At 64.6% G+C, this 14,522-nt stretch carries 13 protein-coding genes; 1 reads left to right on the top strand and 12 read right to left on the bottom strand.

Annotation, left to right across the window (positions count from 1 at the left end; translation table 11 throughout):
• Positions 1-68: 68 nt before the first annotated feature.
• From JQT59_RS35785 to JQT59_RS37510, 3 genes are all read right to left on the bottom strand, one after another.
• On the bottom strand, positions 69-473 hold the full coding sequence (locus JQT59_RS35785; RefSeq protein ID WP_249354704.1) for a hypothetical protein: 405 nt from the start codon (positions 471-473) through the stop codon (positions 69-71).
• Positions 470-955, bottom strand: a complete 486-nt coding sequence (locus JQT59_RS35780; RefSeq protein WP_213578482.1) for a hypothetical protein — start codon at positions 953-955, stop codon at positions 470-472. The genes JQT59_RS35785 and JQT59_RS35780 overlap by 4 nt, the downstream gene beginning before the upstream one ends.
• 298 nt (positions 956-1,253) lie before the next feature.
• On the bottom strand, positions 1,254-1,976 hold the full coding sequence (locus JQT59_RS37510) for a hypothetical protein (RefSeq protein WP_249354703.1): 723 nt from the start codon (positions 1,974-1,976) through the stop codon (positions 1,254-1,256).
• Positions 1,977-2,203: 227 nt separating this feature from the next.
• On the opposite strand from JQT59_RS37510, the gene JQT59_RS35770 reads away from it, so the two are divergent.
• Positions 2,204-2,644 (top strand): helix-turn-helix transcriptional regulator, encoded by a 441-nt coding sequence (locus tag JQT59_RS35770; protein ID WP_249354702.1) that lies wholly within the window; start codon positions 2,204-2,206, stop codon positions 2,642-2,644.
• 360 nt (positions 2,645-3,004) lie between these two features.
• On the opposite strand, the gene JQT59_RS35765 is transcribed toward JQT59_RS35770, so the two are convergent.
• The 9 genes from JQT59_RS35765 to JQT59_RS35725 form a co-directional block, all read right to left on the bottom strand.
• Positions 3,005-4,135, bottom strand: coding sequence for a GAF domain-containing protein (locus tag JQT59_RS35765; RefSeq protein ID WP_213578480.1), 1,131 nt, complete (start codon positions 4,133-4,135; stop codon positions 3,005-3,007).
• 44 nt (positions 4,136-4,179) lie between these two features.
• Positions 4,180-5,007: an MBL fold metallo-hydrolase gene (locus tag JQT59_RS35760; protein ID WP_213578479.1), complete on the bottom strand. Its 828-nt coding sequence runs from the start codon at positions 5,005-5,007 to the stop codon at positions 4,180-4,182.
• 272 nt (positions 5,008-5,279) lie between these two features.
• Positions 5,280-5,846, bottom strand: coding sequence for a hypothetical protein (locus JQT59_RS35755; protein ID WP_213578478.1), 567 nt, complete (start codon positions 5,844-5,846; stop codon positions 5,280-5,282).
• Positions 5,847-5,908: 62 nt separating this feature from the next.
• Positions 5,909-6,493 (bottom strand): hypothetical protein, encoded by a 585-nt coding sequence (locus tag JQT59_RS35750; protein WP_213578477.1) that lies wholly within the window; start codon positions 6,491-6,493, stop codon positions 5,909-5,911.
• A gap of 78 nt (positions 6,494-6,571) precedes the next feature.
• A complete protein-coding gene (locus JQT59_RS35745; RefSeq protein WP_213578476.1) occupies positions 6,572-8,122 on the bottom strand; it encodes a peptidoglycan DD-metalloendopeptidase family protein in 1,551 nt (516 codons plus the stop codon).
• Positions 8,119-8,946: a hypothetical protein gene (locus JQT59_RS35740; RefSeq protein ID WP_213578474.1), complete on the bottom strand. Its 828-nt coding sequence runs from the start codon at positions 8,944-8,946 to the stop codon at positions 8,119-8,121. The genes JQT59_RS35745 and JQT59_RS35740 overlap by 4 nt, the downstream gene beginning before the upstream one ends.
• Complete coding sequence (locus tag JQT59_RS35735; protein WP_249354701.1) at positions 8,946-11,087, bottom strand: hypothetical protein; 2,142 nt, start codon at positions 11,085-11,087, stop codon at positions 8,946-8,948. Before JQT59_RS35735 ends, JQT59_RS35740 begins: the two co-directional genes overlap by 1 nt.
• A complete protein-coding gene (locus JQT59_RS35730; protein ID WP_213578472.1) occupies positions 11,084-14,122 on the bottom strand; it encodes an ATP-binding protein in 3,039 nt (1,012 codons plus the stop codon). Before JQT59_RS35730 ends, JQT59_RS35735 begins: the two co-directional genes overlap by 4 nt.
• Entirely contained in the window at positions 14,119-14,517 is a 399-nt protein-coding gene (locus tag JQT59_RS35725; protein WP_213578470.1) for a hypothetical protein, read from the bottom strand. The genes JQT59_RS35730 and JQT59_RS35725 overlap by 4 nt, the downstream gene beginning before the upstream one ends.
• Positions 14,518-14,522: the final 5 nt, after the last annotated feature.

Raw genomic sequence — 14,522 nt, 5'->3', positions numbered from 1 at the left:
CCTAGATCGAATCCGTAACCGATACGGGTAACCAAGAGCGTCCGGTGTGTCGGCTGTGACGGAAGTGGTCACCACGGTCCGCCCGCCAGACCGCTCCTTCTATCCCCGGTGGCCTGTTGCTGCAGGGGGAACGGTGCAGTGGGCCCCTGCAGCAGATGTGCCCGCCTTGATACGCCCGATCGGGCCAGCAGGAGCTGTGCCACGGCGGCAACCTCGCGGACCTGTTCAAGGGAGGCAGTTTCGGGATCGGAGGCGACAAGATTCACCACGTCGGCGAGCGCTTCGTGAGTTCCCATGGAGAACGCCGGCCGGCAAGCTGAGATCAGGAGCGGCCCATGCTCAGCGAGCAATTGCTCAGCCTGCAGAATCGCCGTTTGGTCACCGTCCGCGATGAGGCGGGCGCCTACCCCGTCCTTCGTCGGCATGAGTTCCCACTCATGCCCCTGGCTGTCGGTTGCAGTGAGTCTGGTCATGCGGCTTCCCCCTTGGCTGAATCGTGGAGACGGCCGCTCCACGCGTCGATAGCCGCCGTAATGCGGGCCTCTGCAGCTGCAATCGGGTGGACGGCGAGGTGTGCCCAAAAGGCACTGGTAGTGGTCTCGACCCCGCTGAAGTCGACGCCGAGCAGGTAGTCGTGTGCATCGATGGCTGAATTGGCTACCGCTGCCCATACGTAATCGGATTGTGTGCGGCCGAGCTTGATGGCGGCGAGCTGCTCGAGCGCGTCCCAGCGGGCGCGAATAGTGCTGACCGAGCCGATCGGTGTGGCCCGGCAAAGTCCCGCGACTGTTTGTGCCTCGGCCACGGAGACGCCTGGGAGTGTGATCAGACCCCAGTGCGGGTTTGAGTAGAGGTCGGCGAACCAGCCCCAACGAGTGACTGCGGGTCCTTCGGTGGCGGGTGCCTCCACCTGACCGGCAGCCATCAGGTAAACGTGATCGACGAGTGAGGTCATGCCGCTACTCCCCGGTTGGCATCCCGTTGGCCATCCGCCCTGTTGAAGTAGGCGCGCAGGGCTCGGTCAGTGGGAATCGCTTTGCCGTCGTGTCGATAGGCAACTGCTGCCCAGATCATTGACTGTGGGGGAGTGCCGGCCTTGACCATTTCCATGACCATTTGCCGGCAACTTGCGAGCTCCGGGCATAGGAGGCATCCCGTTTTCGCGTCGAGTGCGGCTGGGAAAGATCCTTGGTCGAGGTCCCATAGCCGAGGATTGGCTGCACACGGCGGGCCTGGCAGAGACGACTGTGCGGTCATGCCGCATCACCTGCGGCAGTCGCCGTAGCGTATCGACGTGGTTTGCGATTGCGGAGGACCGCATACGGACGTAGGCGCTTGGCCGGCACGTGGTCGCCGTAGTAGTCGAACGCTTCTCCCGCGACGATCTGATCGTGCGGTGTGTCTCCCTGAGCGATCCGGTCATTCAGTTCGTCGCGGCATTGGGTGAGGAACGGGCAGTGTTTGCACGATTCGATTGCTCGTTGCCATGCCGCGAAACTCTGCCCTGCCAACTCCCATGTCGCGGACTTTCCGGCGCAGGGTGTGGAGTCGGCATCAGGCTGCGTCAGCGGGATCATTCCGCGGGCTTCCAGTTCCTGACGGATCAGGCGTAGTGAGGGGCAGTCTTGGCATTGAGCTGTGTAGGCGAACCCGCATCGGTGGCACCGGCCGGCGGAAGTGGGGCGGTGCGCACTCGCGGTGACCAGGAGGTCGTTGGTCGACAACTTCGACAGCTTGATCGAGCGAGTGTTGGGGTGCGGATCTCGTCGCAGCAGCTCACCCAGGGCGGCCGCAGCTACCGGGCACATCGGCTCGGTGACGGTCGGCTCGTAGCCGCAGCCGGAGCAACGGCCGTCCACTGTCGAGTGTTGGTAAGTGAGGCGGCCCAGTTCGGCTGTAGTGGCTGCGGCCAACGATTGTGTTGCGGACAGGTGCTTCTTGGGGCGCTCGACGTGAGCGCCAGCTAACGTGTTCATTGCAGAGGTTCCAATCTGCTATGGCCGCTATGGGGTTGCAGCCCCTCGCGGTCCGAGGCCCCCTGATCGTTGGTAGCGATTGGGGGGTTTCTTGTTGTGTGAGGAGCGGTCCTTTCCCCACGGGTTCTTCTATATTCTTACACTTATCGCTTCTTGTCTATAGCACTTGTGTGTGACAACAGTCCAGGAGGTCGGGCAGCATGACTCGATATGCGAGGGTGCCCAGAATGAGCCGACGAACACTGGAGGGATTCGTTCCCTCCCGGCTTTCCATTGCCCGCATTGACAAGAAGTTGGCCCAAGGTGAGCTGGCTCTTCGCGCTGACGTCAGCACGGCCACGATCTCGGCATGGGAAACGGGTCGATCGACCCCTCAGGTCGATCGACTGCTCAGGGTTGCGGAAATCCTCGGCCTGCGAATGGACGAGTTGATCGATGTCCCAGCCGACAAGCGAAAACTCGGAACGCTCCGTGAGCTGACTGGTCAAACCCAAGCCCAGCTTGCCCGCAGCGTCGGTGTGTCGACGCCCCTCCTTGCTGCCCTCGAACGTGGGCACGCGAAGCTCGGTGAGGCTATTGCTGATCGTCTTGCCAAGGAACTTGGCGTGTCTGTGACGGAGGTGCGTGAAGCTTACGAGCGCGGTCGCGCCCGACCACCGCTCGATTAGACCTCGTGCCACTGAGGGCACGACTGATAGGGAAGCGCTTTGGCCGTGTAACGCGGGAGGCAAAGCCGACGATTCATTGTTCGATCCGGAGAGCACGTCTGCGCGTTGCGGCAGTTCGAGAGTTCCGCTCGACATAACCCACCCCGGGAGTCGGTGCAGCACATAGATATAGGTGTGCCACACGTTCATAGCCACATCTGAAGCCGAACACGACAAGCCTCAGGAAACTCCCGGGTGGGAGCGCGGAGATCAGATTAGCAGCACCCCGGGAGTCTGCAACCGTTCGACTCCCACCGTGTGTCGATCTCGGTTCCTCGGCTTAACGGCTGAAATCAATTGCCCCCCTGGTTGAATCATGTACTACCAGAACTGTGGGCTCGTTCCTGGGCGTACTAGCACCGTCGACTGTGCGACCGTTACGCCGTGTTCAGCACTGGCGGTAGCTACTCCAGTGATGGTCAAGTCCGCGGGTGTCCACGCTTCCGATTCGGAGAACCGCACAAAGAGCACCAGGTCGACGCTAAGGGCCTCGCCGTTGCGAAGTGATGCCCGCGCGCGATCGAGCTCGGCGCGACTCTTCTCGTGAATCTGGGCGACCTCGGTTGCCCAACGGGCGAGGGGGCCGGGCGGCGGGACGTCCCATTCCAGGAACAAGCCGGTGATTAGCTCGAGGTAGCCGATGCCCATTGGTTCGGACAGCGACTTCTCGAGTGCCATCACCTGCGTCTTGCTGTACTCGCGGTGAAAGTCTTGTTTCGGAGGGGTCTCGTCGGTGATGTCGTGGATGAGGCCACCGACAGATTTCTGGCCAGCCCTTTCGATGGAGCGAACCGTCATGTGTACGCAGCGGAAACCGCCATCGTCGCCCTTGAGGCTGATCTCGGCGGCGAATGGCGCGCCAGCTCCTAGCTCTCCATGGCCGAATGCGCCCACATACATCGTGTAAGCATCCCGTTTGTCGAAGGCTGTGAAGAACTGCCAGATTTCGGGGAGAGCGCGGTCCGGCTGTGACATGTCGATGCCGAGGATCTTTTGTTCGACAGGACCGCTATGCCGGGTTCGTTGCGTGCCGTAGTCCCATTCGAAGGTGCCTACCGTTCGCGGCGGCGGCGGAGCTTCACCAGGTGCCCCAACGAAGACCTGAACGCCGAAGACGTCACCTTCGGCGGACAGCAGTGGATCTGCGTATGCGACTGCAGTCCGATTTCCCGACAACCAGACACGGTCGTGGAGTGGCTTACGTGAGGTGTAGGCGGATTTGACGGCATTCTGCGCTGCTTCGCGGGCTTTGGCGCGGTCGCTGTTGCTTCTCTTGGCAACCTCCCAGGTTCCCCTGGTTCGGCTGGCGAAGTCGCGAGCCTGTCCGCCCTCCGAAACGACGGAAGGCTCCTCGCCTGTACGGATGCCCAGAGTTTCGTAGATCACCCAACCCAGGTGGCGAGTATCCGTTGAGTTTTTCCGCTGCCGGCCGCCCTCGAGTACATCGGTCACGTAGATTTCCCCTCCCTCGAACCCAACCTTATGTAAGGGGATCGTCAGGGGAAAATCGGGCTCGCCTCAGCGTGAAGTCGATCGAATAGTACGGGGTCGTGCGCACAGAACACTGTAATTGCTTGTGAGGAGCGGCCCGCGAGGTTACGGAGTCGCCGATGGTTTGCCCGAACTCGGGTTGGGGCCGCTGCCAAGGCGAATTCAAGAGCGCCCAACACACGTTCACGGCTTATCAGCGCGGATCGGTCGGGGGAGAGAACCGACCGATGATAGAACGCATCGCCAGCGTGAAATAGCCATCCCCGATTGCTCGTCCGGACGGCGACGCCGGCATGCCCGATCGTATGGCCGGGCATCGGCACCAGCCATATGTCTTCTATGCCAACGATCGGGTTCGCCGTGGGCAGGCCGAGTAACTCTTCGCCCTCGCCTTCGTACGTGTGGAACGATGTGATCGCTTCGATGTGTGGGAGGCGGTATCTCAACCGCTCGGGCAGGTGCTGTCGAGTCTTCGCGGTGTGGAGTTCGGCGGCCGTGGTGTGCACCGTTGCATGTGGGAAGTCGAGTGCGCCACCGATGTGGTCATAGTCCAAGTGTGTTGCGACGATGTGCTGCACATCAGAGGCCTGGTAGCCGAGGGTTTCGATCTGGTGTGCAGCGGTCTCCTCCACTCGTAGTGCAGGCCCGAGTGCTAGGGCAGAGCGGCCGAGTCGGCTCTTCGGTGCGGCGATGTCTGCGAGGCCGATTCCGCTATCGACAAGAACCAGGCCGCCGTCCGTCTCGCAGAGTAGGACGTGTGAAACGAGTGGTCCGCTTGCGAGCGAGTCGAAGGAACCGCAGTTCAGATGATGGACGCGTCGAACACCGGACATGAAGGCACCACCGGGCTTATTGGCAGGTGTGGCCAGGCATGAGCTATGCCGGGCCGCCACATCCGGAGCCGAAATCGTCAAGCACCGGGAAACCTTCACACCTGAAGGCGCGACGCTATGTTACGCGCCACTAAGGAAAATGCTAGGCAGGCAGACTTCCGCTGCAGGAATGATCGTGTGCGCCATGAGGTTTGCGCAATACGTCGGCGCCGAAAATTCTCGCTTCTACCTGCGAAGACGACACGTCCCCTTGGCGGGTTCGAGGACAGCTCCTACTTCAGGCCACAGCTGATGTGCATGTACATGTCGAAGTCCTCGTAGGGCGAGTTGATGATCCAGTGTGGTGGTGTATCGACGTCGACCTGGATCTCGACGTCACCCACGGCTGGCCGGTCCCAGGTGATGCCGAGGGGAAATATCTTGGTGTCGCCTGGTGGTCGCGTTCTGTTGACGGCGTCGATCGCCTGCTGGGATTCGGCGAAGCCGTGTGGGGGGTAATTGAGAGTCTCATTCTCGACCGTCACGGTCTGGGAGCCGTGGGTCAGGGTGGCGTGCCAGCCGTTCGGTGCGGTGACGTCGACGGTGAGAGTGTCACCCTCGCCGTGGCATTGCGCATCGACCTGGTCAGGAGCCGGGAGCGTCACGAGGTCGCTACCTTTGCGATTCCCGACTCCGATAGCGAGGTTGCCGTCCCATCCATCCGAGCCGCCTGCACTTTCTGCTGGCGTAATGGTTCCAAGCCGTCCGTCCTCCTCCGCCGAGCCGGAGCATGCGGTCAGGGCCGCGGCGATCGTGCCGGCGAGAGCGAGGGTGAAGAGTGTACGGGCGTGGTTGGACATTTGATTTCCCCTCCTGTTGCCGCAGGGCGGCGCGATCGAACTCGGTGCGGTGACCACTGCTTTCAATACCGGACGGTGTCGATCAACCAGCTGCCCCCGGCTTTGCTGAGGGTGACCCACACGGTGGTGTCCGGGTCGACGGGGGCAGCGTCGTCACCGGTGACCGCGGTTTGCTCGATAGTGGCGACTCGGTGGATAAGGGTATCGGTATCAGGCGGGCACCCGGAGCAGCCGATCGTCACGTCGGCGATGACCTTGGCGTTCTTCGCCGCCCACTGCCCCCACTGGACGCCGGGCCCGCGTTCGGTCGTGACCGGAACGGCGATCTGTGCGGCAAGGTTTTCGGTCAGCCATTGCCGCGCCCGCATGAATCCGTCGCTGGGGGAGTTGTCGGTGGACGGATACCAAGTGAACGCCACGGTCAGAGCCTGCCGGGCAATGTCCTCAGCCTCACTGGCGTCGGGCGACCTCTCTGAAGTGGGCGGTCGCGGCGGGGGTGCAGTCGTCGTCGAGGTTGGTACGGGCGCAGCAGATGTCTCGGGAACCGCGGTCTGCGGATCGTCTCGGGTCGTCCGGAATGCGTAGACCAGGACCGCGACGGCGACGCCTAGTATTGCGGCCACGGCCAGGAATCGGCGCACACTCATCTCATACTCCTGTCGCGGCGGGGAACTCACACGTTCCACCGCGTCGATTGCACGGCGCATTGTCTGTTGCAGTGACCATCACATCACCCTCCGTGCCTTCATTCCGCTCATCAGGGGAGCTTCCTTGACGACGTCACCGGTGGTCGGGGCGTGAATCATGCGTCCACCGCCGAGGGCGATGCCGACGTGACCCGGTCCTGAGTCGGCCCAGGATCCGAACACGAGGTCGCCGGGTTGGGCCTGATCGATCGGGATCTCGGTGCCGACGGTCCACTGCTGCTCGGAGGTGCGGGGCAGTGTGACCTTGCCGCCGCTGCCGGTGAAGATCGCATAGCTGGTCAGTCCGGAACAGTCGAAGCCCCCGCCGGACGGGCCGCCGGTACTACCTCCACCCCACACATATGGGGTACCGAGGTACTGGCGGGCGGCCTCAACGACCTGGCCCCCATCCCTCGACCCATTGGGTACCAGGCGCCCTGTGGAACTCAGGGAGGTGTATTTGCCCTGGCCGAGGATGATTTTCGCGACGTAGTTCTGAGTCTCGGCATATGGGGGAATGCCGCGGTGTGCCTGCACCGCGCCGAAGCCGGCGTTGTAGGCAGCCAGCGACAGCTCGACAGGGTCGCCCGAGATGGTGCCGGCGGTGAGTGCCGCGTTGACCTGGTCGTTGAGGGCGCACATGAAATGGCCCTGGGCCATGACGGCGTCCCCGATCGAATTGGGATCGACCTTTCCATCGCCGTCGTGATCCTTGCCCCAGGTCGCCCAGGTGCCGGGCATGAACTGTGCGGGCCCGAGCGCGCCGGACGGGGAGACGGGTGCGCCCGGGCCGTGCCGGAACTGGTTCTCGGCGTAGAGCTGCGAGGCCAGGACCGGGGGACGGATACCGGGGCAGATGCTGCCGGCCTTGCGGATCCATGGGTCGAACTCGGCTGGCACTGATCCGGCGGCCAGTTCGCCGCCACCGACCGTGCCGAAGCCTGCGCAGTCGATCGGCGATGCCGCGGCCGCGAGCTCGATGTTGCCGCCATCTGTGGCGGTACCGGTGGGGGTGCTGGCTCCGCCGAGCTTGGTCATCGGGTCGACCGCAGTGCCGCCTTGGAATCGGCCGCCTTCCCAGTACTCGAAATGAAGGTGCGGGCCGGTGCTCTCACCGTCATTGCCGATGTTCGCAATGTGGTCACCGGCTTTGACCTGTTGGCCTTCGCGGGCGATCAGCCCGTCGGCGGACATGTGCCCGTAGACGGTTGAGACCGGTGACTCGCCGACGAGGGAGTCGACGACGATCCAGTGCCCGAATCCGGTGGCGGTGCCGGAGCGGACCACGAGCCCGTCGAGGGCGGCGTAGATCGGTGTGCCGACGGGGCCGGCGAAGTCGACGCCCTTGTGCTCGGTTCCCCAGCGGGGTCCGAAACCGGAAGTGAACGTGGTGGTGCCGGCCTTCGTGGGTTGGGTGATCGGTCCCGAGGCGCGCAGTTCGCCACCGCCGGTGGTGGCGCCGGTGTCGGTCGACACGCTCTTGCAGGGGTCGCGGGGGATGACCGGTCGGGAGGTGCACGCGGTGGAGCCCAAGACGACGACGGCGGCGCCTGCCAGGACGAGAGCGGTGGCACGGTGGCGCGGGGTCACAAGGCTCCCGGGATCGGGGTGTCGAGTTCCGGAATCGGGATCGGTCCGGGGACTGGAGCGGGATCGGGTTCGGACACCGCCGGCAGTGTGGGGTCAGGCTCCGGCACAGAGGGTGTCCTCGACGGTTGTGCCGATGGAGTCGTGGTAGTAGGCGTACTCGCGCGGGCGGTCGGTGCGGGTCCGCTCGCGAGGGAAGGGATCGTGCCCAGTTTGCCGACCTCGTCGAGGTCCAGAGTGGGAAGAGGGTTCTGCACTTTCCATTTCGGCCCGGTGGGTGAGTCGTTCACCTCCACGGTCAGGCTCAGGTCCCCGGCCTGGGTGGAGATGGTGACCTCGGCCCGCCGTTGGCCGCCACTGCCGGTGACGATTTCGCTGGTCGTGGGTCCGGTGATCGCGACCGGAAGGGGTGGTCGTGCGGCGACGATGGTGTCCCCAGGAGTGTCGGCGGTGTACTTCGCGAGTTTGGTCCGCCACTCGGTGTTGGACGTCGAAATGTCGACGTAGCTGTGTGCGTAGGCCATCGCCGTTTCCGGTGCACTCTTTCCGACCGCGGCCGCGGTCTTGCCGGCGACCGCCGACTCCGTGACCTCGACGAGGTCGTAGCTGATCTCCTCGGACGGCGCGGCGGTCGTGGTCGCATCGCTACCGGCGCCCGTGGCCTGGTTCCCCGTGCGGGGGGTGGTGTTCGGGGACTCGCCGAACACCGCCCCTGCCAGGAACAGGACACCGAGTAGGGAGACCACGGTGATGGTCAGATTCGTCCGCGAATAGAGCACCCATCGCCGGAGCGGGGCGAGGACCGGGTTACCAGCGGAGCGGGCCATCAGCTGTACCTCTCGCTCGGGTGCCTGCGCTCCTCCGGAGTCAGGGACGGCTCGTAGAGGCGCGCCGTCGACCTCGCCGACGACGAGGTACGTGCAGGTGCGCCCGACATCGCCGGTGTCCGCTCCGGGGAGGATTCTCGGCGGTCAGGGGTGTACACCTTCATCGGCGCGATCGCCGAACCCGCTCCGCCGTCCCAGGTCTCACTGACCGTGGGCGCTTCGCCGCGGCTCTGCCCACTACCGGATCGGCCACCGCCACCGAGTGTTTGCAGCTTGGTGCTGCGACTGCGGGGAGTGCCGGTGATGTCCCTGCCGCCCTGGTCGCTGCCCTTGCTGCCGAAGCCGCTGAGGTCCTGCCGGTGCCGGGTCTTCTCGGCACTGGTGGAGTCCTTCTGGGAGTCGTTCAGTCGCTGCTGGAGGTCCACCTTCTTGCGGGCGTTGAGTCGGGACTGGTCTGCCTCGTGGCGGCGGCGCTGGTTGAGCTCGCGGCCTTCCGGGCGATCAGGACTTGAAGAGTTGCCGGAGTCGGTGGCGGTGGGGCCGTTCTTGGTGTTCTTGCGCATCTCCGAGACGCCCTCCTCGACGATCGCCCCAGCCGGTCCGCCGACGAACGCGCTAGCGCCCTTGAAGAACGCCTGCTTCATCGACTGCTGCGCATGGCGGGCTTTGCGATCGAGGACGCCGGCCCGGTTATTGCTGAAGGTCTGAGTGACACGTTTGAACGGGCGCATGATGAACCAGCACACCAAGGTCAAGATGACCATGAACCACAACCGCCATGATCCGTCGACCTTCCCGTTGTCGGTGACGTACAGCTGCACCAGCACCATCAGGTAGAGCGCGACGATGACCGCACCGGCAACTCCCCACATGTAAGCGGTGGCGATCATCCGGCACACCCGCATCAACGTCCCGGCATGTGCGGCCGCGAGCGGTACCCAGATCGGGGCGAACAGGATCGCGAGCCGGATGGACAGCAGTGCGACGAGCTTGAGAATCGATGCACCGATCCACAGGATCGACGGCATTCCCAGCTTCACCATTGCCATGAAGCCGATTCCAGTGCGCCCGGATTCCCTGCCCTGAAAAGTGTAATAGGACAAGCCGTAGTGCTCATCGAGCGGACTGACGATATCGTCGCGAAAGATCTGCTCCTTCTTTGCTTTCAGGTCGTTCTCGACACTGGAATCGGGTGCGTTCTCGATCTGCAGCTGTTCCTCGTAGGAGAATGCGAGCGCATCGCGCAGCTTGGGTCCGAGGTGGTTCTTTTCGTCGTCGTAGTTCGGGCCGAACCAGCCCTTGCGCCAGTCGTCGAGGAAAATGTCATCCATCAACACTTCTCGCGGACCCTTCCCGCCGCCGGCTACCAATTGCATTTCGTTCTGCGCGTCGGTGATCACTGACCCGAAGGTGTCGTCGGCAAAGCGGATGGCCTGCTGGGGCGCCCCGATCAGCAGAGCACCGAGGGCAAGTGCTGTACCGCCGACGGCGACGGATTTGGTCACTGCGGCGGCGTTCGATTTGAGGGCGTGCCACAGAAGGATCGACGCGGCCACGGTGAGGCCGAGGCCGAGCCAGGTTCCGTATGGCCCGAGCATGCGGCTCGTGATTGAGGAGACGATCTCGTCGAACTGCTCCATCGCGGGTGCGATCCCGGCGTCTTCGGCGGCTTGACCGGTCTTCGTTTGATCGTCGAGCCAGAACGCGGCCGCGGCCAGGGATTTCCCGATTGTCAGGAACAGGTTGCCGGTGTCGGTGTCGGTGACCGCGCCGGGGGCGCGAACCAGGTCTTCGCCGCAGCCGAGGTCGTAGGTGTACCACTTCAGGCCGGCCCACCCGTAGGTCGCGTATCCGGTCACGCCGTTGTCGGGCCGGTGCTGGCTGGTCGCGTCGAAGATTCCGGGCAGGGCACCCTTGGGATATTCCGGGCTGGGCACGTCGTCGCACGCGAAGCCGCCGTCCGCGGCCGCGACGGGGGAGTTCGGGCTCACCAGCAACGGCGCCAGCACCAATGCGAGGACAGCAAGAAGACGCCCCAGATGCCCCGCCAGCTGACTATTCCGGCTTCCGACGTGTGAGTGGGCCTGGGGGGCGTTCGCGGGTGGTACGTGGGCGTTTCCCCGGTGCAGGATGTGGATCATGCAGCACCGCCGAGAGCGTTCTTCGCGGTACTCGAGTTCAAGACCGCGAAGACGTGGGCCAGGTGCACGTAGTGAACCCAGCTCGACCGGACTAGCTCGACGTCATCGGCCATCCGAATCATCCATCGGCGCGCTTGATCCTGATACGAGGTGTCGGTGTCCTCGTCGAGGGTGTCCTCGCCGCCGCTGCCGAGTTCGGCGAGGAACTGCTCGAAACCCTGCCCGGCGGGCAGTTTGAGGAGCTTGAGGGCACCTGCGATGGCGTGCGGGTCACCGCCGACATCGCCGACGAACACTTCGTAGGTCAGCGCAGTTTTGTCGTCGGTGCCGTCGAGGCCGAGGAAGTCGTCGGGCAGCTGCGAACAGACCAGGGCGCGGACCTTGAACTTGCGTGAGTCGCGGGCGATCCTCAGGTTCAGGGTGCGGCCGGCACCGGTGGACTCAAGGTATTTGTTTTCGTCGAGGAACAGCACTTTACGCACGTGCCGGGGCTTTTCGTAGACGAGTCGGTTCGCCAGCCACGCGGCCATGTGCATCAGCGGGGCGGTCATCCGCTGCTGCGGAGTCCACTGTGAGGAGGGAACACCTTCCGGGGGCAGCTGCAGGCCGGGCATCGTGAGGATGGTCAGCCGGATATCGGTGTCGAAGTCGTCGACACCGCTCCCGACCGTGCCGGCCTCCGGGAACAGCACCCGCGCCTCGGAGAGCTTCGACATCAATTCGAGCTGCTGGTAGACGCCGCCGGCACAGGTGCGCACGGCCTGATCGGGATCGTTCTTACCGATATCTGCGATGGCGGCGAGGACTTCACCCAGGTTGTGGTTGCGGTCCCCGCCGACACGGTTGGCGGCCAGGTGCAGCACCGACTCGGTGTGTTCGAGATTCAGGTGCCGCTCGGTGAGCATCATCTTCAGTACCGAGACGGCGACCTCGACGCGCTCGGCGGCCGCCGCCCGCATGTCCGCGTCGTACTTGGCTTGGGCGGCGGCATACGGGTCGGGGACACGCGCGAAGTCGGGGTGGAGGGCGTCGTATTCGGTGTCGTCGCGGCGCGGGTCGATGATGACGCGGTAAGGGTTGAGTGCACCGGGACGGGAATCGCGGCCGGTGAGGGCGTAGACCCGGGCGATGTCCCGGAATTCGGGTAGCGTTGCCAGTTCTTTCAGCGGTCCCGAGGGGTCGAGGACGACACCGTAGGCGCCGGCGCGCACGGCCTGGTAGACGATCATTCCGGCCAGGAACGTTTTACCCGATCCGGGCACCGCAACGATCGGTGTCAGACCGGACTTGTGCTTGATCTCATGCGCAGCGAACAGATCCCAGATGACCGGGCGCGGTGCGATCGACGAGGTCTCGCCGAGTACTACGCCCCGGCGGTCACCGATCCGGTCACCGACCGTCGCCATCCCCGCGGCGACCGCTTCGACGTCCATGTGCCGTGTGTGAGCCATGTTCGCGCGCGGCTCGCCGGGGATGAACTCGCGCAGCAGCTGGAACTGTCCGTGCTCCTGTTCGAGGGCGATGTGCGGGTAGTACATCTCCCGCAGATCCGAGACCTTCTTGCGTGCCTCGTCCGGGGTCGCTCCCACGATGGCGACCCGGTACCACCCCGAGGTCCGGGTGGAGAGGCCGGAGTGGTCTTCCTCGACGTCGGAAATGACGTCTTGAACGCGGGCGTGCTGCTCGCCCAGCTCCTTCGGTGGGACCTGATCGTGCTCGACGGTGTAGTGAGTGAATTGCGCCTCGATCCTGCCGGTCAATGCACGCATCGTGCGGATCGTTTTCGCCTTGTCGTGCAGCTCGATGCGATCGGACCACTCGAGCGGTTCGCCGGAGGGGTCGCCGATGACCTGCCAGGGCAGCATCCGTTCCGGGATCGGTAGCGGTGCCATGCGTCCGACGGTCAGCACGATCACCGCACCGGTGTAACGCCGGCCTTCGACCACTCCGGAGACCGTGGTGTAGCCATCACCCGGAGTCAGAGACAACTCGGTCAGGTCTTCGAGGGCGGCGACATCGGATTCTTCCCAATCCCCGGCCCCGGCGGCGCCGGCCCCGGCGGCGAGCGGTAGGCCGATCGTCGCAGAACGCCGCAGTAGGTAGTCGACCGCGGCCGGCGACGCCGGCGCTGCGTTCACACCGCGGCCGGCCATGATCCGTTCGAGGTCGGCGAGATGGTCGGCGAGCGCTCGCTGCTCGCGGGCGAAGGCGTCATCGGCCCAGCCCGTGATCAGCGATGAGAGCGTGCCCAGAAGCGGCCAGCTCGCCACGTAGGCAAGGGTGCGGGCGAGGTGGTCGAGCCCGATACCCAACTGCGAGCGCGCGGGCAGGTCGATGCCCCAGTAGCGGCCCTTGATCGTCGCGTCCGACCACAGCATCGCGTGTTGCTGGCCCCGCAGGTAGTCGGCCCACGACAGTGCGCCGGGGACGTCGTCGATGGGAGTAGCCCACTGGTCGTGGTCCTTCGCCCATTGCTCGACGGGGAACGGGGTGCGCACCACGCGTCGATGGAGCGTCTCTACGCCAGCCTTCTGCAGGTTGGTGAGCACCATCGCCTCGTCCCGGATGAAGCGTCGCTGCTTGCCGGTGGTGCGGAAGTTCCAGGGGCCCTGCTTTTGCAGGAACCATGCTGTGGAGGTCTTAGAGGTTCGGGTGATGTGGCCGGAGGTGCCGGTCAACTGCAGCCGCACCGACTTCCGTGCTCGGTCGGCATTGTTCTTCGCTGCCGCCTTTTGCCGGTCGGCGGCCGTCTTCCTGCGCCGTTTGCCGCGTTTGCTGCGTCGCTCGCGGTTGCGGGTGTCCTCGGCCAGGACTGCCGGATCTCCCTCTCTGGCGTCGAACTGCTCGGACACTTCGGTGACCGGGTGCGGGGGGAACTCGACGTCCGCCCATGCCTGCGGACCCTGGGGCACTGGAGCGGGCGCCTGCCTGCCCGCCGCCCAGGACGGAGGCAATGCGCCCGGCGGGATCACGGCAACCGGGTCTTCGATCTGCGGGTCGAACAGCGATGCGATGTCGTTGTCGTAGGTGGTCATCGGTGTGAGTCCTCACCGTCGGCGGTGGTCGCGTCCGGGCGTGAGCCCGTGGTCAGTCGAGTGGGGAGGGTGACGAACACTCTTTCCCCCGTCTTTGGTGGCCGCGGGGCGACGAGGTCGTTGCGGGCAGCGATGAACACCGACCGCAGCGGACGGTCCGGAGTGACGTACTTCGCGATGTGGTGAGTCAGCAGCACCGTCACCATCGCCATCACCATGCAAGATTTGAAACCGAGCGGAACGTGGAGGACCGCACGAGCGATGAGAAACACCAGGGGAAATACCGAGGCGCCGACCGTGAGGGCGGTGTAGCGAATGCGGACCGGGAAGGTGTATCCGGTCGGTCCTAGGTAGTGCCGGTCCACCCGGTACAGCAGGTCGTCATTGTTGATCACGTCAC

The organism is Rhodococcus sp. USK13 (assembly GCF_018343855.1).
GTDB classification, from domain to species: Bacteria; Actinomycetota; Actinomycetes; order Mycobacteriales; family Mycobacteriaceae; genus Rhodococcus_F; species Rhodococcus_F oxybenzonivorans.
This window is presented reverse-complemented; position numbering and strand designations above follow the sequence as displayed.

Excerpts from the sequence above, each read along its gene's own strand:
- JQT59_RS35755 (WP_213578478.1), bottom strand. The coding sequence starts at position 5,846 with ATGTCCAACCACGCCCGTACACTCTTCACCCTCGCTCTCGCCGGCACG.
- JQT59_RS35735 (WP_249354701.1), bottom strand. The coding sequence starts at position 11,087 with ATGATCCACATCCTGCACCGGGGAAACGCCCACGTACCACCCGCGAAC.
- JQT59_RS35780 (WP_213578482.1), bottom strand. The coding sequence starts at position 955 with ATGACCTCACTCGTCGATCACGTTTACCTGATGGCTGCCGGTCAGGTG.
- JQT59_RS35730 (WP_213578472.1), bottom strand. The coding sequence starts at position 14,122 with ATGACCACCTACGACAACGACATCGCATCGCTGTTCGACCCGCAGATC.
- JQT59_RS35760 (WP_213578479.1), bottom strand. The coding sequence starts at position 5,007 with ATGTCCGGTGTTCGACGCGTCCATCATCTGAACTGCGGTTCCTTCGAC.
- JQT59_RS35770 (WP_249354702.1), top strand. The coding sequence starts at position 2,204 with ATGAGCCGACGAACACTGGAGGGATTCGTTCCCTCCCGGCTTTCCATT.
- JQT59_RS35740 (WP_213578474.1), bottom strand. The coding sequence starts at position 8,946 with ATGGCCCGCTCCGCTGGTAACCCGGTCCTCGCCCCGCTCCGGCGATGG.
- JQT59_RS35750 (WP_213578477.1), bottom strand. The coding sequence starts at position 6,493 with ATGAGTGTGCGCCGATTCCTGGCCGTGGCCGCAATACTAGGCGTCGCC.
- JQT59_RS35785 (WP_249354704.1), bottom strand. The coding sequence starts at position 473 with ATGACCAGACTCACTGCAACCGACAGCCAGGGGCATGAGTGGGAACTC.
- JQT59_RS37510 (WP_249354703.1), bottom strand. The coding sequence starts at position 1,976 with ATGAACACGTTAGCTGGCGCTCACGTCGAGCGCCCCAAGAAGCACCTG.